General features: G+C 61.7%; 18 protein-coding genes. 16 read left to right on the top strand and 2 right to left on the bottom strand.

The genetic code is table 11. From position 1 onward, the window contains the following. Nucleotides 1-57 precede the first annotated feature (57 nt). From PCJ49_RS19905 to PCJ49_RS19895, 3 genes are read left to right on the top strand one after another with little or no spacing between them, the layout of a single operon-like run. A complete protein-coding gene (locus PCJ49_RS19905) occupies nt 58-723 on the top strand; it encodes a response regulator transcription factor (protein WP_269912470.1) in 666 nt (221 codons plus the stop codon). Nucleotides 724-773: 50 nt separating this feature from the next. Beyond that, the gene (locus PCJ49_RS19900; protein ID WP_269912469.1) at nt 774-1,358 is read left to right on the top strand and encodes a DUF882 domain-containing protein; all 585 of its coding nucleotides are present in this window, start codon (nt 774-776) and stop codon (nt 1,356-1,358) included. Further along, the gene (locus PCJ49_RS19895; RefSeq protein WP_269912468.1) at nt 1,355-2,044 is read left to right on the top strand and encodes a hypothetical protein; all 690 of its coding nucleotides are present in this window, start codon (nt 1,355-1,357) and stop codon (nt 2,042-2,044) included. Before PCJ49_RS19900 ends, PCJ49_RS19895 begins: the two co-directional genes overlap by 4 nt. Here the strand turns inward: PCJ49_RS19895 and PCJ49_RS19890 are convergent, their stop codons facing one another. Both PCJ49_RS19890 and aceA read right to left on the bottom strand, forming a co-directional pair. Beyond that, nucleotides 2,045-2,929, bottom strand: coding sequence for a sterol desaturase family protein (locus PCJ49_RS19890; protein ID WP_269912467.1), 885 nt, complete (start codon nt 2,927-2,929; stop codon nt 2,045-2,047). 326 nt (nt 2,930-3,255) lie between these two features. Continuing rightward, on the bottom strand, nt 3,256-4,545 hold the full coding sequence (gene aceA / locus PCJ49_RS19885; RefSeq protein ID WP_089288598.1) for an isocitrate lyase: 1,290 nt from the start codon (nt 4,543-4,545) through the stop codon (nt 3,256-3,258). Between the two features lie 241 nt (nt 4,546-4,786). Between aceA and PCJ49_RS19880 the strand changes: the two genes are divergently transcribed. The 13 genes from PCJ49_RS19880 (at nt 4,787) to PCJ49_RS19820 (ending at nt 20,360) form a co-directional block, all read left to right on the top strand. Continuing rightward, nucleotides 4,787-6,232, top strand: a complete 1,446-nt coding sequence (locus PCJ49_RS19880; RefSeq protein ID WP_269912466.1) for a short-chain fatty acyl-CoA regulator family protein — start codon at nt 4,787-4,789, stop codon at nt 6,230-6,232. A 215-nt stretch (nt 6,233-6,447) separates the two neighbouring features. Beyond that, entirely contained in the window at nt 6,448-7,821 is a 1,374-nt protein-coding gene (locus PCJ49_RS19875) for a glycosyl hydrolase 108 family protein (RefSeq protein WP_269912465.1), read from the top strand. Continuing rightward, entirely contained in the window at nt 7,772-8,467 is a 696-nt protein-coding gene (locus tag PCJ49_RS19870; RefSeq protein WP_269912464.1) for a hypothetical protein, read from the top strand. The genes PCJ49_RS19875 and PCJ49_RS19870 overlap by 50 nt, the downstream gene beginning before the upstream one ends. Beyond that, the gene (locus PCJ49_RS19865) at nt 8,468-9,145 is read left to right on the top strand and encodes a hypothetical protein (RefSeq protein WP_269912463.1); all 678 of its coding nucleotides are present in this window, start codon (nt 8,468-8,470) and stop codon (nt 9,143-9,145) included. Then, entirely contained in the window at nt 9,146-9,823 is a 678-nt protein-coding gene (locus PCJ49_RS19860) for a hypothetical protein (protein WP_269912462.1), read from the top strand. It abuts the gene before it with no gap. Next, entirely contained in the window at nt 9,824-10,498 is a 675-nt protein-coding gene (locus PCJ49_RS19855) for a hypothetical protein (RefSeq protein WP_269912461.1), read from the top strand. Between the two features lie 108 nt (nt 10,499-10,606). Then, entirely contained in the window at nt 10,607-11,851 is a 1,245-nt protein-coding gene (gene argJ, locus PCJ49_RS19850; RefSeq protein ID WP_269912572.1) for a bifunctional glutamate N-acetyltransferase/amino-acid acetyltransferase ArgJ, read from the top strand. After that, nucleotides 11,848-12,297, top strand: coding sequence for a (deoxy)nucleoside triphosphate pyrophosphohydrolase (locus PCJ49_RS19845; RefSeq protein ID WP_269912460.1), 450 nt, complete (start codon nt 11,848-11,850; stop codon nt 12,295-12,297). Before argJ ends, PCJ49_RS19845 begins: the two co-directional genes overlap by 4 nt. 197 nt (nt 12,298-12,494) lie before the next feature. Further along, nucleotides 12,495-14,489 (top strand): threonine--tRNA ligase, encoded by a 1,995-nt coding sequence (gene thrS / locus PCJ49_RS19840; RefSeq protein WP_269912459.1) that lies wholly within the window; start codon nt 12,495-12,497, stop codon nt 14,487-14,489. A gap of 140 nt (nt 14,490-14,629) precedes the next feature. Then, complete coding sequence (gene infC / locus PCJ49_RS19835) at nt 14,630-15,169, top strand: translation initiation factor IF-3 (protein ID WP_269912571.1); 540 nt, start codon at nt 14,630-14,632, stop codon at nt 15,167-15,169. 544 nt (nt 15,170-15,713) lie between these two features. After that, nucleotides 15,714-17,270, top strand: a complete 1,557-nt coding sequence (locus tag PCJ49_RS19830) for a CHASE3 domain-containing protein (RefSeq protein ID WP_269912458.1) — start codon at nt 15,714-15,716, stop codon at nt 17,268-17,270. 449 nt (nt 17,271-17,719) lie between these two features. Further along, nucleotides 17,720-19,411, top strand: coding sequence for a methyl-accepting chemotaxis protein (locus PCJ49_RS19825; RefSeq protein WP_269912457.1), 1,692 nt, complete (start codon nt 17,720-17,722; stop codon nt 19,409-19,411). Nucleotides 19,412-19,529: 118 nt separating this feature from the next. Further along, nucleotides 19,530-20,360, top strand: coding sequence for an SGNH/GDSL hydrolase family protein (locus PCJ49_RS19820; RefSeq protein WP_269912456.1), 831 nt, complete (start codon nt 19,530-19,532; stop codon nt 20,358-20,360). Nucleotides 20,361-20,427: the final 67 nt, after the last annotated feature.

Raw genomic sequence — 20,427 nt, 5'->3', positions numbered from 1 at the left:
TACGCCGCCCCCATCCATGCTATCAATCGCACCGGTTCCCCCTGCCCGCCCCAACGCATGACCGGCCCGCTGATCCTTCTGGTCGATGACGACCTGCCGCTGCGCCAGTCCGTCGCGGAGCAGTTGCTGCTGCGCGACATGCGGGTGGTGGAGGCGGCAACGGCGGCCGAAGCCACGGCGGCGCTGTTGTCCGGCAGCGGCCCCTTCACCGCCATCCTGCTGGCCGGCACCCTGCCGGATGGCGACGGGGCCAGCCTGTGCACCCTCTGGCGGGGCCAGGGCATCACCTGCCCCATCATCCTGCTGGGCGGCAAGACGGTCGCCGCTGCCAATGACCATATCGCCAAGCCTTTTCGGCTGGGCACCCTGCTGGGCCGGCTGGAAGCGCTGCTGCGCCCGCCAACAGCGGTGACCCGCCCGCCGCCCCTGCCGCTGGGCCCCTATCAGTTCCATGCCGATGACAAGCTGCTGGTCCGGCCGGCGGATGGCGGCAAGATCCGGCTGACGGACAAGGAAGCCGCCCTGCTGCGCCTGCTGCATGAGGCGGCGGGGGCGGTGGTCGCGCGCGAAACCCTGCTGGAACAGGTCTGGGGCTATCGCCAGGGGATCAGCACCCATACGCTGGAAACGCACATTTACCGATTGCGCCGCAAGATGGAGGCGGATGCCGCCGCCCCTGCCCTGCTGCTGACCGAAGGGGGCGGCTACCGTCTCGCCCCCTGATCCGTCCTTGCCCGCCCTTTGCCCCTTACTGTCGTCGCCGGAGCCCACCCTTGCCCTTTTCCTGCCGTCACCTGTTGTTCCTTCTGCTGACCGCCGCCGCCTTGGCCCTGGCCGGCTGCGCCAGCCGGCCGCCGCAACCGCCGCCGGAACCGGAAATGGAGCTGCCGCCGCTGCCCGATGTGCGGCGCGTGGTGTTGACCTATCCACGGTCAAAGGAGATGGTGGACGTGATCTATTTCCATAGTGGTGATTACGACCGGGATGCCATGGTCAAGATCAGCCATTTGCTGCGTGACCGGCGCACGGGCGAGGAACGGCCCATCGACCCGCTGCTGATGGATTTTCTGTTCGACCTGCTGATGCGCACCGGCCTGCCCCCCACCACAGTGGTGGAGGTGACGGACGGGTTCCGTTCCGCCGGCACCAATGCCGATCTGGTGAAGGTGAATGGCAATGCGGCTCGCGAAAGCTATCACCTGCAGGGAAAGGCCATGGATTTCCGCGTGCCGCTGCTGCCCGGCCCGGCCTTGGGCGAAATCGCCAAGACCATGCAGCGCGGCGGTTCCGCCTATTATCCGTCCACCGGCCATACCCATATCGATACCGGCCCCAACCGTACCTGGCGGACGCGATGAGGCGAATGATCCGGCAGGGTTTGGCCCGTACCCTGGCGGTGATGGCCGCCTGCCTGCCGCTGGGCGGCTGTCTGCTGGGGCAGAGCGCCACGCCGCTGCTGCCCACGGGGGAGGCGCTGCCCCATGGCGTCTTTTCACGCGATATGCCCAGCGGGCTGGGCGATACGCTGACAGTGCGGGAAGAGACGATGCGCATCGGCAGCCGCTATGTGGTGTCGGGTGCCGGTGGCCGCGTCGGCTCCGTCGCCTTCGCCCGCATTGCCGACGCCGACCTGTCGCGCCTATCCGTGCCGGGGGGTGAGGCACGGGCACTGTATCTGGCCCAGGTGCGCCTGACCGGCGAGGGCCTGCAACGGCTGGACAGCCGCACCCGCCTGCCCGCCGCCCTGAAGGATGAGGATGCGGAGCGCTATGCCTATCTGCCCCTGGCCCTGGTGCGGCAGGGGACAGACGCGCCGACCCTGGTGCTGATGGAATGCAGCGGCCCCGACCCGGCCGCCCTGCTGCGCAAGGCGGGGCCGGAATTCAACCTGCGTTTCAGCGCCGACGGGTTGCTGCGCATCATCGACCGGGCGCAGATCCTGCGCGCCATCAATGCCGTGCTGAACCGGCAGCTGGCCAGCGGCAGCTGCCGGGCGGAGCGGCGGCTGGAACTGTCGCCGCACACGCCGCTGAAACTACCCTGATCATCGCCACCCCCTCGGGCGATAATTCCCGATCGGGTCGCGCGCCAGCCCGAACCGGAAGCGCTGGCCCTGTTCTGTCAGGGCCAGCGTGCCGAACAGCCAGTCCCACAGGGAAAACACCGTGGCAAAGTTGCGGTCACGATGTTCTTCCGCATCGGAATGGTGCAGCTGGTGCATATGCGGCGACACCAGAATGAAGGACAACCAGCGCGGATAGCGCAGCGGCACCGGGCTGTGGCGCAGATGGACGAACCCCAGGCTCCAGGCCAGCGAGAAGACATTGACGCCCAGCACGGTCAGCGGCGTCACCGCCCCGCCGAACAGCCCGACCGCCAGCCCCAGGCCCAGGCCCTGTGCGCCCATATTGGCGGACATATGCACCGCCTGTTCCCAAGGCCAGAAGCGGAAGGCGGTCAGCGGCGTCAGCACCGGCGGGGCATGGTGCAGCCGGTGCGCCCGCCAGAGCGGTGGGAAATGGTGAAAGGCGCGGTGCGTCCAGTACAGCGCGAAATCCCCCGCCACGAAGGCGAAAGCCGCACAGGCCGCCAGGGCCGGCCAGCCGGGCTGCGTATCCCAGCCGCCATGAATGCCAGATGTCAGGGCAATCCCCAGATGGCTGCCCTTAACGCTCAGCCAGAAGAAAAAGGGGGCCAGCAGGAAAGGCAGGGTGGAATTGACCAGAAAGCAGCCGGCATCCAGCGGCAGATGGCGCAGATAATCCCGCCATGTTCCCTGATCCCGCCACTGGCGCCATAACAGCAAGGCAGCCAGCCCTGCGATCAACAGACCGGGCCACCAGAAGACCGACGACGGCCCATCCAGCAGGCGCCCCATGGATTGCAGCCACGGGGCCAATTGGTCCGGTTGAGGCAGGAAATCATCCATGTCCCTGATAGTCGCAGGGCCGTTGCACGCTGCCAAATAAAAAGCGGCGCCGCCCCCTGTCGCAAAAGGAGCGGCGCCGTCAGCATTGCTACGGAGAAAGCAGAGAAGCAAACAAGAGCAGGAAGGGTGCCCCATATCAGGCCCGGTGGTATCGGCGATCCATCGCGCCGGCCATCCGGTATCCTGCCCCCCTCCCATCCAGCGCGAAGGGGGTAGGATTGGTCCCGACAGGGGGCCAGGGGATGGGGGAATGCAGCCTCCCCTATCCCGGGGGCGTCCGCCCGTTCAGCCGGTGCAGACGCCGATCAGGTTCTGGGCCGTCCCGATCAATGGAACTGATCGGTCTCGGTGCTGTCCTTCATGGCAGTGGTGGAAGAAGTACCGCCAGAGATGGCCACGGCCACGGCATCAAAGTATCCGGTGCCGACTTCGCGCTGGTGCTTCACCGCGGTGAAGCCCTGTTCGACGGCAGCGAATTCACGCTGCTGCATTTCCGAATAGGCCGCCATGCCGCGTTCCTTGTAGCCCTTGGCCAGCTCGAAGGTGGCGAGGTTGAGGCTGTGGAAGCCGGCCAGCGTGACGAACTGGTACTTGTAGCCCATGGCGCCCAGTTCGGCCTGATACTTGGCGATGGTCGTATCGTCCAGGTTGGCCTTCCAGTTGAAGGAGGGCGAGCAATTATAGGCCAGCATCTTGCCGGGGAACTTCTTGTGCACGGCCTCGGCGAAGCGGCGGGCATCGTCCAGGTTCGGCTTGCTGGTTTCCCACCACATCAGGTCGGAATAGGGGGCATATTCCAGGGCACGGGCGATGCAGTAATCCACCCCCACCCCCTTCTTGATACGGAAGAAGCCTTCCGGCGTGCGGTCATTGCGGTCGATGAAGGGATGGTCGCGTTCATCCACATCGGACGTGATCAGCTGGGCGCTTTCCGCATCGGTGCGGGCCACCACCAGGGTGCTGGTGCCGCAGACATCGGCGGCCAGACGGCCGGCATTCAGGGTACGGATGAATTGCTGGATCGGGATCAGCACCTTGCCGCCCAGATGGCCGCACTTCTTCTCCGATGCCAGCTGATCCTCGAAATGCACGGCGGCCGCACCGGCCTCAATCATGCCCTTCATCAGCTCAAAGGCGTTCAGCGGGCCACCGAAACCGGCCTCGGCATCGGCGATGATCGGCGCGAACCAGTAGGTATCGCCCTTGCCTTCCGCCGTCTGGATCTGGTCGGCGCGCTGGAAGGCATTGTTGATGCGCTTCACCACGGCCGGCACGGAATTGGCGGGATAGAGCGACTGATCGGGGTACATCTGGCCGGCCAGATTGGCATCGGCCGCCACCTGCCAGCCGGACAGGTAAATCGCTTCCAGGCCGGCCTTGACGTGCTGCAGGGCCTGATTGCCGGTGAAGGCGCCCAGCGTATGAACATAGGGGCGGGTGTGCAGCAATTCCCACAGGCGGCGGGCGCCCATTTCGGCCAGCGTATATTCGATCTTCACCGAACCGGCCAGACGCCGCACATCTTCCGCCGTATAGTCGCGCTTGATCCCCTCATAGCGCTTGGCGTGGATGGCGCTCAGGTCGATGGCAGAAGAAGGATTATCCAGCGGGGCCATGGTGTCACTCCTCGAAGATCGAAGCCTTGTCTCTGGCTTCTATTTTAGGGGCGCTGCACCCGTGTGCTTGTGCGGTGCAACGTTGATGAGGGGAGAATGACGCCGCGAAATAAAATGTTCAATATGCTGCATTTCGTAAAATAGTGTTGCTGTCACAGCTTGTAACGCTGGTTGCTGTGATGTTGTAAATCTTGTAAATTGACAAGGTGAAGCGGCACTTCTGCGCTTAAGGGACAGGGCCATGTCTGAAAAGAAGGCGATGCTGGGCCACAAGGTCCGCCGGCTGCGCCGTGACCTGAAAATGACGCAGGCGCAGATGGCGGAGGAGATTGGCGTCTCCCCCAGCTATCTGAACCTGATTGAGGCGAACCAGCGGCCGCTGACCGTGCCGCTGCTGCTGAAAATCGCCTCTGTCTATGGCATCGACATGGCCAGCTTTGCCGAGGATGACGAGACGCGGCTGGTCGCCTCCCTGCGCGAAGTCTTCGCCGATCCGCTGTTCGAGGCGGGTGACATCAAAACCCAGGACATGAAGGAATTCGCCGCCGTGGCGCCGACGCTGGGCCAGGCGGTGGTGGCGCTCTACCGCGCCTATCGGGAGGCGCGGGAGGATCTGGGCGGCTTGGCGGAGAAGGTGGCCGACCGCGACAAGCTGCAGGTGATGGGGGCGCAAGCCTTCCCACAGGAAGAAGTATCGGAGTTCTTCCAGGCCGAACAGAACCATTTCCCCGAGCTGGAGGAAGCGGCGGAGGAAATGTGGATCAGTGCCGATCTGGATAGCGGCAATTTACAGGGCAGCCTGTCGGCCTATCTGGAAAAGCGGCTGGGCGTGCGGGTGCGGCTGATGCCGCAGCCGGTGATGGGCGGGGCCGTCTGCCGTTATGACCGGCATTCCAAGCGGGTGCTGATTTCCGAAATGCTGGACCCGGCCGGCCGCATCTTCCACCTGGCGGCGCAGACGGCCCTGCTGAGCCAGGGGGCGGCACTGGAGGCAGCCAGCGGGCGCGGGGCCTTCGGGCATGAAGAATCGCGCCGGCTGGCCCGGGTCAGTCTGGCCAATTACTTCGCCTCTGCCCTGATGATGCCCTATGGACGGTTCCTGACGGCAGCGCGGGAGGTGCGGTATGATATCGAAATCCTGCAACGGCGTTTCGTGGCCTCTTATGAACAGGTGTGCCAGCGCCTGACCTCCCTGCAACGGCCCGGCGCCAAGGGGGTGCCGTTCTTCTTTGCCCGCACCGATCAGGCGGGCAATATGTCGAAACGGTTCAGTGCGGCCCCCGGCTTCCATTTCGCCCGGTTTGGCGGGGCCTGCCCGCGCTGGAACATCCATGATGCCTTCCGCCAGCCGGGGCAGATGCAAACCCAGATCGCCCGGATGCCCGATGGCAGCGCCTATCTCTCCATCGTGCGCAGTGTCTCCAAACCCGGCGGCGGCTGGAAACAGCCGGCCCGGCATTTCGCCATCGCCATTGGCTGTGACATCGCCCATGCCGGCCAGCTTGTCTATGCCGACGGGCTGGAACTGTCCAACCTGGACGCGGCCACCCCAGTGGGGGTGAATTGCCGCGTCTGCCCAAGGCTGGACTGCACCCAGCGGGCCTTCCCGCCCCTGTCCCACCGGCTGGCGGTGGATGAACATATCCGGGGTATCTCCAGCTATGTCAGCGTCGGCGCGGGGGTTTAAGGGGGGGGGGGGACTCCACCCGGTGGTAAAAACAACGGCTGCCCGCTGATAAAGGATTGACGACAACAGGATCGTTTGCCAGTCTATAGGAATAAATACCCCAACCATGCCCGGCCGCTCCCAGCGGACCGGGCTTTTTCTTTTCCACAACCCGCTGCGTGGTGCCGACGGATCAGCCGATCCGGCGACGGCGCACGCCCCTATGGAGCGAGCCGATGTCCGAATCCTTCAACCTTTTCAACCGCCTTTCCTCCACGTTCCGCGACGTGAAGGATTTTGTCGATCGCAATGTGGAGGGGTTCCTTGCTGATGATGAGGAGGAGGCTGACACCCCGCCTGCGGCCGATCCGGCCCCGCCGCCCGTCGATTACCGCAGCCTGTTCAATGACGAGCCGGAGAAGGTGCCGGTCTATGGCTCCCCCCTTGCCGGCACACAATATGTGGTGCGCCATCCCACCCTGGTGGAGGAAGCGGACGATCCCCGCTTCCCGGCCTTTCAGCAGGCCTGGCGGGAAGGCAAGCCGGTGGAAGACTTGCTGGGCGACAATCCGTTCGGCCTGAAGGCCAAGGTCGCCAGCAATGGCGGCGATAATTGGCGCCCCGATGTGGCCAAGGTTCAGGTGCTGCTGAACAAGGCCGGATACCATAATGTGATACCGGAAGATGGCCCCAGCGGCTATCACAGCACCACGCTGGACCAGGATGTCCGCCGGTTCCAGCGGGACAACAAGCTGCGCGTCGACGGCAAACTCTCCCCCGGCGGGGAGACGATCCAGGCCCTGGAAAAACTTCTGGCGCAGAAACCCAAGCCGGCACCCGCCAGTGCCGGGCAAGACGCGGCCACGGTACAACCAGCAAACAAGACCGCCACCCCACCCGCCCCTTCTGGCAGCACAACCGCCCCGACCAGCAGCGACCCGTCCCGCCCCGACCAGCCACCCCCGGTAAAACTCGCCCCCGGCCGCCGGCTGTTCAAGGAACCCGATTGGAAGAGCGAAGCCATGTTTGAAGAACTGGTGAAGAATATTTTTGAGAAAGAGGCGGGTTATTCAGATCATAAGAATGATCGTGGTGGTAAAACGAATTATGGAATTACTCAATACACACTTGAAAATTATCAAGAAATTCATGGAGGCATGGGAAAGGATGGTATATTCTTGAAACCTGAAGAAATTACGCGGGATCAAGCCAAAGAAATATACCGAAATGAATTCTTTTACGGACAACGTATGAATGAAATTTCTAACTTGGGAGTAGCTTCCTCGCTAATCGACTCCTTTGTCATGCATGGTCCAAGACGTGGTTGGAGGTTATTCCAAAAATCTGTTAATGCGGTTGACAATGGAAAAAACCTATTAGAAGATGGGAATGGCGGTTCTAAAACTATCCAAGCAATAAATGAAATTCCTTTGAGTAAGATCGAGGCTTTGCTTGACGAAAATCACTCACAGAGAGTAAATCATGTATATGAAGATATAAAAAAGAAACCAGACCAGAAGGTATTTGAAAGAGGATGGCTAAATAGATTGAGGTCTGTAAATGATTTTTCAAAAAATCTTTCTCGCATCGACGCGTATAAACAGACTTAAATATGCCGTTCTAGTTTTTTTAGCTGCCCCAGCTGTAGCCTCTGCCGCTAGCTGCGACAACCACAACCTCCCCTGGTCCAAGACTCCCAAAGCGGGAACCGTCAAAGCCGACCAAGGGCCGCGTCTGCATTTCCAGCGGGTGGAGGCTGACTGCCCCGGCGGGGACACCTGCAAAGCCAAAGCTTATCTGGTACCGGGCGACAAGGTGGTGCTGGATGACACCGGGGAAGCCTGGATTTGCGCCTACTTCCAGGGACCAAAGCGGGGCACCTTCGGCTGGTTGCCCCGCACCGCCTTGGACATTGACAACACAGTCCCCACTCCAAAGAAGCAGGATTGGGTGGGCCGATGGCGGGTCGGCTACAATACCTTCCTGATCGATGAGAGAAAGGGAAAGACCCTGTATTTCTGGGGAAGTGCCGTAGAACCTACCGGTCTTTCGATGCCTGATATCGACTTCGAGGCTTCACCTAAGAACAATAAGGTTATCTTTAAGATACCCTATGATGGCTGCGACATGACATTACGCTGGGTCAATGGCTTGTTGCTTGTCGCCAGCACATACCAATGCGGCTCCCTCGCCGCGAACTTCTCGGGCGTCTATCGGCGTACCGCCCTGACGACTGATCCCAAGGATGAACATTGAATGCGCTGTTCAGCCCTTGCAGTCGGGGCCGCTTTGATCATCCTGATCGTAGCTTTGTTTCCGTTCGCCGCCTCCGCCGCTGAGTGTGACGACTATAGCCTTTCTTGGTCCAAGGCTCCCAAAGCCGGAACTGTCAAAGCTGACCAAGGGCCGCGTCTGCATTTCCAGCGGGTGGAGGCTGGGTGCCCCGGCGGGGACACCTGCAAAGCCAAAGCCTATCTGGTTCCGGGGGACAAGGTGATCCTGGACGATACCGGCGAAACCTGGATTTGCGCCTATTTCCAGGGGCCAAAGCGGGGCACCTTCGGTTGGTTGCCCCGCACCGCGCTGGCGATAGAGGACAAGCCGCCGGTACCCAGGAAACAGGATTGGGTGGGCCGCTGGCGCGTCGGTGAGAACTTAATTCTGATTGACGACACGCAAGGGCCAAAGCTGCACTTCGAAGGATGGGCAAGTCGCATGGCCGAATTCTCCTTAACAAAGTTTGAATTCAACAAATCCCCCAGCAGCAACAAGGTTATTGATAAAAGTGGTGGTGATACATGTGTGGTCAAGATTTACTGGCTGGCTGGATTACTATTGGTAAATAACACCATGGACTGTGCAGGTCTTGGCAACTCTTTTATTGGTGTTTATCGGCGCACCGCCCTGACGACTGATCCCAAGGATGAACATTGAATGCGTTGTTCATTCTCTCTCACCAGGGCCGCCTTGGTCATCCTGATCGCAGGGCTGTTTCCGTTCGCTGCCGCCGCCGCAGAGTGTGACGACCACAGCCTTTCTTGGTCCAAGACCCCCAAAGCGGGAACTGTCAAAGCCGACCAAGGGCCGCGTCTGCATTTCCAGCGGGTGGAGGATGGCTGCCCCGGCGGGGACACCTGCAAAGCCAAAGCCTATCTGGTACCGGGCGACAAGGTGATCCTGGACGATACCGGCAAAACCTGGATTTGCGCCTATTTCCAGGGACCAAAGCGGGGCACCTTCGGTTGGTTGCCCCGCACCGCCTTGGACATTGATAATAAGCCGCCAGCACCAAAGAAACAGGACTGGGTGGGGCGCTGGCGCGTGGGCGAGAACACAGTACTTATTGATGATCGGAATCGGGAAAATCTGCGCTTTAAGGGTTGGGCCAGGCACATGGCCAGTTTTTCGCTATCAGATTTCGAATTCTTTACCCTGCCAAAGGGCAATAAAGTGGTCGATAAAAGTGCTGGAGGGGAGTGCGTCGTCACCATCCGATGGGTTGCCAAATTACTGCTGGTAAATAGCACGCAATATTGCGTGGGGGCTGCCAACTCGTTTGATGGCGTCTACCACCGCACCGCCCTGACGACTGATCCCAAGGATGAACATTGAATGCGCTGTTCATTGCGCCTCGCCAGGGCCGCCTTGTTCATCCTGGGGGGCATATCGCTTCCGTCTGAAGCCGCGGCGGAAAAATGCGACGACTTCAGCCTTTCCACCAGCAGCACGCCGAAAGCGGGGACCGTAAAGGCCGATCAGGGGCCGCGCCTGTATTTCCAGCGGGTGGAGGATGGCTGCCCCGGTGGCGATAGCTGCAAAGCCAAGGCCTATCTGGTGCCGGGCGACAAGGTGGTGCTGGATGATACGGGAAAGGCGTGGCTCTGTGTCTATTTCCAAGGCCCCAAGCGGGGTACTTTCGGCTGGTTGCCGCGAACGGCCCTGAAAATCGATAATCCGCCAGCAACGACCCGGAAGCAGGATTGGACAGGGCGCTGGGAGCTTGCCGAGAATTCGATTGTGATTGATGAGAGGAAAGACGGAAAACTTCACTTTGAAGGGGTGGCTATAAACTCATCAGAATTTGGGCTGTCAAAATTTGAATTCGATAAATCCATCAAGGGAAATCAAGTTATTGATAGAAGTTTTGGCGGGCAATGCATTGTCACCCTTCGTTTAATCAATGGCTTGATTTTGGCAGAAACCACATCCTATTGCGTTGGCGTTGCCACTTTTGAGGGCGTCTATCGGCGGATGACGCTGACCACCGATCCCAAGGACGAACGGTAGGCCGACAGCCCGGCCACTCCGCGCGCGCCTGTCACACAAGCCACACTTGACCATCCGGCCCCACATCGGCTTGATGCGCGGACTGTCTCAACCGCCCAGCCCGCGAGTATCGCCATGGCCGTGTCTCCGCTTGCCCCCGCTTCCTTCCCGTCGCTGCCGCCCATCGCCGGCCTGCGTCTGGCCGGGCACCGTGCCGGCATCCGATACAAGACGCCGCGCAATGATGTGATGGTGGCGGTGCTGGATGAAGGGTCCAGCGTTGCCGCCGTGCTGACCCGTTCGTTGACGGCCAGCGCCCCGGTGCATCGCTGCCGCGACCATCTGAAGGGTGGGGTTGTGCGGGCGCTGGTGGTGAATGCCGGCAATTCCAACGCCTTTACCGGCAAGGCCGGGGAAGCGTTCGTGGATGCCACGCTGGACGCCGCCGCCGCACTGGCTGGCTGCAAGACCAGCGAAATCTTCCCCGCCTCCACCGGCGTCATCGGCCAGCCCATGCCGGCCGACCTGATTGCCAAGTCTTTGCCAGAAGCCTTCACCAAGCTGGTGCCGGCGGAAGGGGAGGCCTGGGAAGTGGCCGCCCGCGCCATCATGACCACCGACACCTTCCCCAAGGGCGCTTCGGCCACGGCCACCATTGATGGCGTCACCGTCACCGTGGCCGGCTTTGCCAAGGGCAGCGGCATGATTGCCCCCGACATGGCCACCATGCTGGCCTATGTCTTCACCGACGCCAATATTGCCCATGCGCCGCTGCAGGCGGCGCTGTCTGCCACCACCGACCGCAGCTTCAATTCCATCACCGTGGATGGCGACACCTCCACCTCTGACACGCTGGTGCTGTGCGCCACCCGCAAGGCGGCGCATGGGGCGATTGAAAGCGCCGATGATCCGCGCTTTGCCGCCTTCCAGGCCGCCTTGGATGCCGTCTGCCTGGATCTGGCCCAGCAGATCATCCGCGATGGCGAAGGGGCGACCAAGTTTGTGGAGCTCCGCGTCAAGGGGGCCGACAGCGACGAAGCCGCCAAGCGCATTGCCATGACGGTGGCCAATTCCCCGCTGGTGAAGACCGCCGTGGCCGGGGAAGATGCCAATTGGGGCCGCATCGTCGCCGCCGTGGGCCGGTCGGGCGAACGGGCTGACCGCGACCTGCTGGTGATCTCCGTCGGTGGCGTGCAGATCTGCGCCAATGGGATGGAAGTGCCGGGCTACGATGAAGCCCCGGTGGCCGCCCATATGAAGGGCCAGGAAATCCTGATCGAGGTGGATATCGGCCTGGGCTCCGGCAGCGCCACGGTGTGGACCTGCGACCTGACCCACGGCTATATCGACATTAATGGCAGCTACCGCTCGTGAGCCAGAACGACACGCCCTGTTGGCAGGAACCGCCTTCCCACCGACCCAGCCGCATCGTGCTGGTGGCGGCCGTGGCCCTGGTGGATGTGGATGGGCGGGTGCTGCTGGCGCAGCGCCCGCCGGGCAAGTCCATGGCGGGCCTGTGGGAATTTCCCGGCGGCAAGGTCGATGCGGGCGAAACACCCGAAGCAGCCCTGGTGCGGGAATTGCGGGAGGAGCTGGGGATCGAGACAGCGGAAAGCTGTCTCTCCCCCATCGCCTTTGCCAGCCATTCCTACCCGGACTTTCACCTGCTGATGCCGGTTTTCGCCGCGCGCGTCTGGAAAGGCACGCCCACCCCGCTGGAAGGCCAGCAACTGGCCTGGGTGAAGCCGGCCCGCATGGGCGATTACCCGATGCCGCCGGCCGATATCCCGCTGGTGCCGCTGCTGCGGGATTTGCTGTAGCGGCCGACAGTGCCCCCGACCTGGAGCCACCTGCGCGCAGAGTCACGCCAAAAGGTGATTTCACCTTTTGGCGATCCGCTCTAGAGCCTGTGCTTCCATGTGAAATTCGCCCATCTCCCGCGCTTGACCGGCGGGGGCCGGCGGGTGAAAAGTCGCCTCACCAACTTTTGCAACTCCTTACAAGCTAGGGGAAAGCCATGTCTTCGGCTGAAGTGCCCGTTTCCAGCGCCCAGGTTGCCATTACGCTGCCCGATGGCAGTGTGCGGACCTATGCGCAGGGCACAACTACCGGGGCCGATGTGGCCGCCTCCATCGCCAAGTCGCTCGCCAAGGCCGCCGTTGCGGTCAAGATCAATGGCGAAGTGAAGGATCTGGCGACGCCACTGACGGGGGATTGCCGTCTCGAAATCGTGACGGACAAGAACGAGGCCGACATGCTGGACCTGATCCGGCATGACTGCGCCCACATCATGGCGGAAGCCGTGCAGGAGCTTTATCCCGGCACGCAGGTGACGATCGGCCCCGCCATCGCCACCGGCTTCTATTACGATTTCGCTCGCGACACGCCGTTTACGCCCGACGATCTGGTGAAGATCGAAAAGCGGATGCATGAGATCGTGGACGAAAACCGCCCCTTCACGCGTGAAGAATGGGACCGGGCCGAGGCGATTGAGCATTTCAAGTCGATCGGGGAAAAGTACAAGGCCCAGATCATTGAAGATCTGCCGACGTCCGAGACGATCACCATCTATCGCCAGGGCAAATGGTACGATCTGTGCCGTGGCCCGCACCTGCCCGCCACGGGCCGGGTCGGCCATGCCTTCAAGCTGATGAAGGTGGCCGGTGCCTATTGGCGCGGCGATGCCAAGAACGCCATGCTGCAGCGTATCTATGGCACCGCCTGGCGCACCGAAAAGGAACTGGCCGAACATCTGCACCAGATTGAAGAGGCCGAGAAGCGCGACCATCGCAAGCTGGGCCGCGAGATGGACCTGTTCCATGTGCAGGAAGAGGCGACAGGCTCCGTCTTCTGGCACCCGAAGGGCTGGGCGCTCTATCGGGCGCTGGAGGAATATATTCGCGCCAAGCTGAAGGTGGCCGGCTATGTGGAGGTGCGCACCCCGCAGCTCTATGACAGCAGCCTGTTCAAGGCGTCGGGCCACTGGGACATGTATGGCGACAACATGTTCAAGATCCGCGAGTCGGTGGCGGAAGACGGCACGGAGAAGTTCCTGGGCGTGAAGCCGATGAACTGCCCGGCCCATGTGCAGATTTTTCGCCAGGGGCTGAAAAGCTACCGCGACCTGCCGCTGCGCATGGCCGAGTTCGGCAATTGCCACCGCAATGAGCCGTCGGGCGCGCTGCACGGTATCCTGCGCGTGCGCAATTTCACCCAGGATGACGCGCATATCTTCTGCACCGAGGATCAGGTCGGCGATGAGGCGAAGGAATATTTCGCCCTGCAGCTGGGCGTTTATAAGGATCTGGGCTTCGACAAAATCGCGGTGAAGCTGGCGCTGCGCCCCGATGTGCGTCTGGGCACGGATGATACCTGGGACAAGGCCGAAGAAAGCCTGCGCGTGGCGCTGCGCGCCAATGGGCTGGCATTCGAGGAATTGCCGGGCGAAGGCGCCTTCTATGGCCCGAAGGTGGAATTCCACCTGACCGACGCCATCGGCCGTTCCTGGCAGTGCGGCACCCTGCAGCTGGATTTCCAACTGCCTGAACGGCTGGATGCCAGCTATATCGGCCAGGATGGCGCCAAGCATCGCCCGGTCATGCTGCACCGGGCCATCCTGGGCAGCCTGGAACGCTTCATCGGCATGATGATCGAACATTATGCCGGTAAGTTCCCGCTCTGGCTGGCCCCCACCCAGGTGACCGTGGCCACCATCGTGTCGGACGCCGATGCCTATGCCGAAAAGGTGGCAGCACGGCTGAAGAAGGCGGGAATCCGGGTGGAACTGGATACCCGCAACGAAAAGATCAACCTGAAGGTCCGCGAACATTCGCTCCAGAAGGTACCGGTCATGTTCGTCGTGGGCGCCCGCGAGGCGGAGCAAGGCACCGTTGCCGTGCGGCGTCTTGGCTCCAATGCGCAGGAATTCCTTGCCCTGGACGATGCTCTTGCTACACTTCTGGCAGAGGCGCTGCCGCCTGCCAGCAGCGACTCGACCGAATCCGCGTTCTGATATAATCTGCCACCCAAGCGTACCAACAAGGTGCGCCCTTGCCGTCCGGCACCGTTCCCTGTCAGGGGTTTTCTGGCAGGGAACGGGTTCACCGATCCAAAGGCCGCAAGGGCCACCCTTTGTGAATAGGAGAAGTTTCCATAGCCAGGCCTACCTCTCAGGACCGCGAACCGCAACGCGACGGTCCCCGCATCAATCGCGAAATCAACGTTCGTTCCGTGCGCCTTGTCGATGCCAATGGCGAGATGGTTGGCGTCGTCAGCCTGCGTGACGCGCTCTTCGCGGCGGAGGAAGCTGGCCTCGACCTGGTCGAGGTGAGCCCGAACGCCGAACCGCCGGTCTGCAAAATCCTCGACTATGGCAAGTACAAGTACGAGGCGCAGAAGAAGGCCAACGAGGCCCGCAAGAAGCAGAAGATCATTGAGGTCAAGGAAATCAAGCTGCGTCCGAATATCGACGAGCATGATTACGACATCAAGATGAAGGCCATGCGCCGCTTCCTGGAGGAAGGCGACAAGGTGAAGGTCACCATGCGCTTCCGTGGCCGTGAAATGGCCCACCAGGATATCGGCATGAATGTGCTGGTAAAGGTTCGCGACACGCTGGAAGACCTGGGCAAGGTCGAACAGATGCCGAAGCTGGAAGGCAAGCAGATGATCATGGTTCTGGCCCCGCGCTAAGAAACCGCTGATCCAGCTTGCTGGTGCGACGTAATGAACAGGCCGTCCGGGCAACCGGGCGGCCTGTTTGTTTTTTTTCAGCCCCTCGCCGACATGCCTATGCCTTTCGTCTGAGGCTCATGTCCGCGATCAGTTCGCAGAAATGCGCCATTCATATGCTGCGCCGCACACAACCGAACTCATCCTTTAGGGTTACTCCTAATAGAGATATAGCTCGGTATAGGACGAATGGTTGACTTGCGATCACGGGCTTTGGTCGAAATAGTTATATCAGTTTCGTGAAAAATTTGAAAACCCATGAAAGATACAATTTTATTAATTGTGTCGCAAATTCGTGCGTTTTTCTTTTGCGAAACCAAATTGTTTTTTTACCTCGCTGATCGAGACCAGCTCTAACCCCGGAGAATCGTCGATGATCGCCAGAATCCATGATCTTTCCATCGGCAGAAAGCTGTTTATTGCTTTTTCTGCCTTGATCCTTACCGTTCTGATCGTTGGTGGAGTGAATCGGGCTCAACTTGCCACAATCCACAGCGGTAATGAGATGACCATTCACACCTATGAGGTCATCCGCAATCTGCGAACCCTGCTGACGGCAAAGGTGGACCAGGAAACCGGCCTGCGGGGTTATGCCCTGACGGCCAATCCCAGCTACCTGCAACCCTACACCGCCGGGCAGCAGCAATTTGCGGACCGGCTGAAGGATTTGCGCGATCTGGTCCAGGATAACCCGGCACAGCTGACGCGCCTGGACGAGATCACGGCAGCGTCCGAGGAATGGAACCGGACTGTCGCCGAACCGCTGCTGGCGGGGATGCAGAAGGAAGAGAGCCGGGCCGCCGCCCTCGCCGCCTTCACTGCCACCGACGGCCGCCGCCAGATGGACCTGATCCGGGCCAAGGTGGAAGAGGTGCAGAATGTGGAGCGCACCCTGCTGGCCCGGCGCAGTGATGATCTGGAACACGCCTTCAGCACCGCCGCCGGGGTTACCATCGGCGGCGTGCTGCTGTCGCTGCTGATCGCCCTGGTGGCCGGTTGGGGGCTGGTGGGCAGCATCGCCAAACCCATCAATGCGATGACTGGCCTGATGCGCCGTCTGGCTGGCGGCGACACCTCCATCCGCATCGAGGGGCTGGAGCGCCGGGATGAGGTGGGCGGCATGGCCCAAGCGCTGGAGGTGTTCCGCCAGAACGCCATCGAGGCGGACCGGCTGGCCGCCGAACAGGCGGCCGAACAGGCGGCCAAGGCCAAGCGCACCGCCGCCATTGAAACCCTGATCGCCGATTTTGACAGCAATATCGCCGTGGTGCTCAAGACCATCGGCGGCGCCACCGGCCAGCTGGACAGCACGGCCCAGGGCATGTCCGGCATTGCAGAGGAGACCCGGTCCCAGGCCACCGCCACGGCGAGTGCTGCCGAACAGACCGCCGGCAATGTGCAGACCGTGGCCGCCGCCGCGGAGGAGATGGCCGGCTCCATCCAGGAGATTTCCCGCCAGATCACCCATTCCAGCCAGGTGAGCGACAAGGCCGCAGCCGAGGCTGCGCGCACCAATGACACGGTACAGGGGCTGGTGGAAGCAGCCCAGCGCATCGGCACCGTGGTGCAGTTGATTGCCGATATTGCCGGCCAGACCAACCTGCTGGCGCTGAATGCCACCATCGAAGCCGCCAGGGCCGGCGATGCCGGCAAGGGCTTCGCCGTGGTGGCATCGGAAGTGAAAAGCCTGGCCACCCAGACCGCCAAGGCCACCGAAGAGATCGGCCAGCAGATTCAGGCCATTCAGAATGTCACCGGCGATGCCGTCGGGGCCATCCGCACCATCACCGGTACCATCAACGATATCAACGAGGCCATGGCGACGATCGCCGCGGCGGTGGAACAGCAGAATGCCACCACGCTGGAAATCAGTCGTAATGTGCAGCAGGCAGCCCTGGGAACGCGCGAGGTCTCGGCCAATATCGTGCACGTGACCGAGGCAGCGGGTGAAACCGGCATGGCCGCGACCCAGGTATTGGGGGCCGCCCGTGAGCTGAGCCGGCAAGCCGACCGGATGAAGGATCAGGTGGAAGGCTTCCTGTCCGGCATCCGGGCGGCCTGATCGTGGGGATTATAAGTAAAACGAGTGTCCGCATAGCGAAGGGGGAAAGTCCTCCTTCGCTATTATCTACAACGCTATCCATGATTTTCCATTTTAAGACGAAATTAAGTCATATTTATTTTTTATCTAAAGAATAAAACTTGAGTGAATTTATATGTGCTCGGCTATTTTAAATGTTAAAATTTTAATATGAAAATAATATTCCTGTTGGAAACATATCCTTCGGAATAGATCGGCCAGATTCATAATATCTGCCCTTGATAAAAATACGCCTATACGTAGATAGTTAAAAAAGTCAGAACAGCAGATATCCGTCGCTGGAGCTGCCTAAAAATAAAACAATAAAATCAAAGGGTTGGAATTCGCCCCCCCTTACGATGACCCGCCCCCTTGGGGCCGGGCCCGTGATCTTGTGCCTTATTGATCCTGCGGTTCTTCGGAGGGAAGAGATGTCGATACTGTATTTTCTGCAAAATCTTCGTATCGGCCGGAAATTCCTGCTCGCCTTCGGCGCGCTGGTCCTGACGGCGGGCATCATCGGGTTGTTCAATCTGGGGCAGCTTGCCAGCATCCGGCAAAGCAATGACGAGATGGTGACCAGCTACGAGGTCATGCGGGGGATGCGGCTGGTCATGGCAGCCAAGACCGATCAGGTCGCCGGTGTGCGGGGCTATATGTTGACGGGCAAGGAATCCTTCCTGGAACCCTATCAGACGGCACGGAAAATCTTCGACAGCAATCTGGCAAAGGTGCGCGGGCTGCTGACCGACCCGCAGCAACTGGCCAGCATTGATCGGATTGAACGCCTGTCCCAGCAATGGCGGGCGGAGGTGGCCGACCCGCAGATTGTCGGTTACCGCGATCCCGCCACCCGGGCGGCGACGCTGGAGGCGATCAGCGCCGGCAAGGGGGCCGAACTGGTGGCGGAACTGCGCCGGTTGGGCGAGGATATCCAGAATGGCCACCGCGATCTGCTGAATGAACGCCGCGCCACCATGGTGGATACGTTTGAGGTGGCGGAAAATGCGGTGGGCATTGCCGGCCTGCTGTCCCTGCTGCTGGCCGTATCTGCCGGCGTCGGGCTGACACGGATGATAGCCCAGCCGATTTCCGCCATGACCGACCAGATGGGCCTGCTGGCCGCCGGTGACCGTGCCGTGGTGATCGCCGGCACCGCACGCCGGGATGAAATTGGCGGCATGGCCCGCGCGCTGGAAGTGTTCAAGCGCAACGCCGTGGAGGCCGACCGGCTGGCCGCCGAACAAGCCGCTGAGCAGGAGGCCAAGCTGGCCCGGTCCCGCGCCATAGAAGTGCTGATCGCCGGGTTTGACCATAAGGTTGCCTCGATCCTGGGGACCGTGGCGGGGGCGACCGGGCAGCTGGACAATACCGCCCAGGGCATGACCGGCATCGCCCTGCAAACCCGGACAGAGGCCAATGCCTCGGCCAGCGCTGCCGAACAGACGGCGACCAATGTGCAGACCGTGGCCTCCGCGGCGGAGGAAATGGCCAGCTCCATCCAGGAGATTGCGCGTCAGGTAGCCCTGTCCACCAAGGTGGCCGACACCGCCAACCAGGAGGCGGCGCGCACCGGCAGCATCATGGCGGAGATGGCGGATGCCGGCCACCGGATCGGCAATGTGGTGCAGTTGATCGCCGACATTGCCAGCCAGACCAACCTGCTGGCGCTGAACGCCACCATTGAGGCGGCCCGCGCCGGTGATGCCGGCAAGGGCTTTGCCGTGGTGGCGGCGGAGGTGAAGAATCTGGCCGCCCAGACGGCCCATGCCACGGAGGAGATCAGCCAGCAGGTGGCCGCCGTACAGGCCGTTTCCGCCCAGGCGGTGCAGGCCATTGCCACCATCACCACCACCATCGGCCAGATTGATGAGGCGATGGCCGCCATCTCCGCCGCCGTGGAAGAACAGAATGCCACCACCCGCGAAATCAGCCGCAATGTGCAGCAGGCGGCGGTGGGCACGCGCGAGGTGTCGCAGAACATCGCCAATGTGAATGTTGCCGCCGACAAGACCGGCCAATCGGCCAGCGACGTGCTGGACGCCGCCCGCCATCTGGGCCAGCAGGCCGCTGTGATGAAGGGGGAACTGGAAAGCTTCCTGGCCGGCATCCGGGCCGCCTGATCCCCCCCTTCCCCAGCCTCGAACCCTCCAACAGATGGTCGGCCCCGTCCCCTGTGGGTGGCGGGGCCGGCTTATTTACCGATAGGGTGATGTCTGCCTGTCCAATCCGGGGAACCCGATGCCCAGCCAGTACCGCAGCACCGCCCTTGCCGCCGCCCTTCTGCTGGCCGGCTTCTTCCCTGTCACAGCGCAGGCCGCCGCCAAATATGTGGCCATGGGCAGTTCCTTTGCCGCCGGCCCCGGCATCACCCCCTATGTGGCTGACGCCCCGCCGCGCTGTGGCCGTTCCACCCGCAATTACGCCCATCAACTGGCAGAACGGCGCGGGCTTGATCTGGTGGATGTCAGCTGCAGCGGCGCCACCACCGCCGCCATTCTGGAACCCTGGAACGAGCTGCCGGCCCAGATCGACGCGGTGGATGGGGATACCGCGCTGGTGACGGTCACCATCGGCGGCAATGATGTGTTCTATATCGGCAATCTGATGTCGGCTTCCTGCCAGGAACTGGCGGGGCAAGGGAAGATCGCTGCCGATAAATGCCGCCCGCCCCAGACCGCAACAGAGGCCGATTATGCCCGGCTGGAAGAAGGCCTGCGCCGCATCGCCGCCGGGGTGAAGCAGCGGGCGCCCAAGGCGACCCTGGTGTTCCTGGATTATCCCGCCGTTCTGCCGTCCAAGGGAACCTGCGCTGCCACCCCGCTGCCGGATGAAGCCGCCGCTGCCGCCCGCGCTGCTACCGCAAGGGTGGAGGCGTTGACCGCCAAGGTAGCGCAGGAGGCGGGGGCCAAACCGATTAAGGTTTCGGCTCTGTCACAGGGCCATGATGCCTGTGCTGCCGAGCCTTGGATGACGGGGTTTGTGGCCACCGGCGGCGTGCCGTACCACCCCAACCTGGCGGGCATGACGGCGCAGGCGGTGGCGTTGGATGGGGCGTTGGGCTCCCCATGAAAGGGGCCTTCTCGTTCGCCCCCCTGTTCCTGTTTTGTTGATGCATCTGCCGCCGGCTTGCCTATAA

The organism is Niveispirillum sp. BGYR6, from assembly GCF_027568365.1.
Classification (GTDB): Bacteria; Pseudomonadota; Alphaproteobacteria; order Azospirillales; family Azospirillaceae; genus Niveispirillum.
Note: the sequence above shows the minus strand (reverse complement) of the source record. Positions and strands in the feature narration are given on the sequence as shown.

Coding starts and splice junctions, on each gene's coding strand:
- PCJ49_RS19905 (WP_269912470.1), top strand. CDS start 58: ATGACCGGCCCGCTGATCCTTCTGGTCGATGACGACCTGCCGCTGCGC.
- PCJ49_RS19895 (WP_269912468.1), top strand. CDS start 1,355: ATGAGGCGAATGATCCGGCAGGGTTTGGCCCGTACCCTGGCGGTGATG.
- PCJ49_RS19890 (WP_269912467.1), bottom strand. CDS start 2,929: ATGGATGATTTCCTGCCTCAACCGGACCAATTGGCCCCGTGGCTGCAA.
- aceA (WP_089288598.1), bottom strand. CDS start 4,545: ATGGCCCCGCTGGATAATCCTTCTTCTGCCATCGACCTGAGCGCCATC.
- PCJ49_RS19880 (WP_269912466.1), top strand. CDS start 4,787: ATGTCTGAAAAGAAGGCGATGCTGGGCCACAAGGTCCGCCGGCTGCGC.
- PCJ49_RS19875 (WP_269912465.1), top strand. CDS start 6,448: ATGTCCGAATCCTTCAACCTTTTCAACCGCCTTTCCTCCACGTTCCGC.
- PCJ49_RS19870 (WP_269912464.1), top strand. CDS start 7,772: ATGATTTTTCAAAAAATCTTTCTCGCATCGACGCGTATAAACAGACTT.
- PCJ49_RS19865 (WP_269912463.1), top strand. CDS start 8,468: ATGCGCTGTTCAGCCCTTGCAGTCGGGGCCGCTTTGATCATCCTGATC.
- PCJ49_RS19860 (WP_269912462.1), top strand. CDS start 9,146: ATGCGTTGTTCATTCTCTCTCACCAGGGCCGCCTTGGTCATCCTGATC.
- PCJ49_RS19855 (WP_269912461.1), top strand. CDS start 9,824: ATGCGCTGTTCATTGCGCCTCGCCAGGGCCGCCTTGTTCATCCTGGGG.
- thrS (WP_269912459.1), top strand. CDS start 12,495: ATGTCTTCGGCTGAAGTGCCCGTTTCCAGCGCCCAGGTTGCCATTACG.
- PCJ49_RS19830 (WP_269912458.1), top strand. CDS start 15,714: ATGACCATTCACACCTATGAGGTCATCCGCAATCTGCGAACCCTGCTG.
- PCJ49_RS19825 (WP_269912457.1), top strand. CDS start 17,720: ATGTCGATACTGTATTTTCTGCAAAATCTTCGTATCGGCCGGAAATTC.
- PCJ49_RS19820 (WP_269912456.1), top strand. CDS start 19,530: ATGCCCAGCCAGTACCGCAGCACCGCCCTTGCCGCCGCCCTTCTGCTG.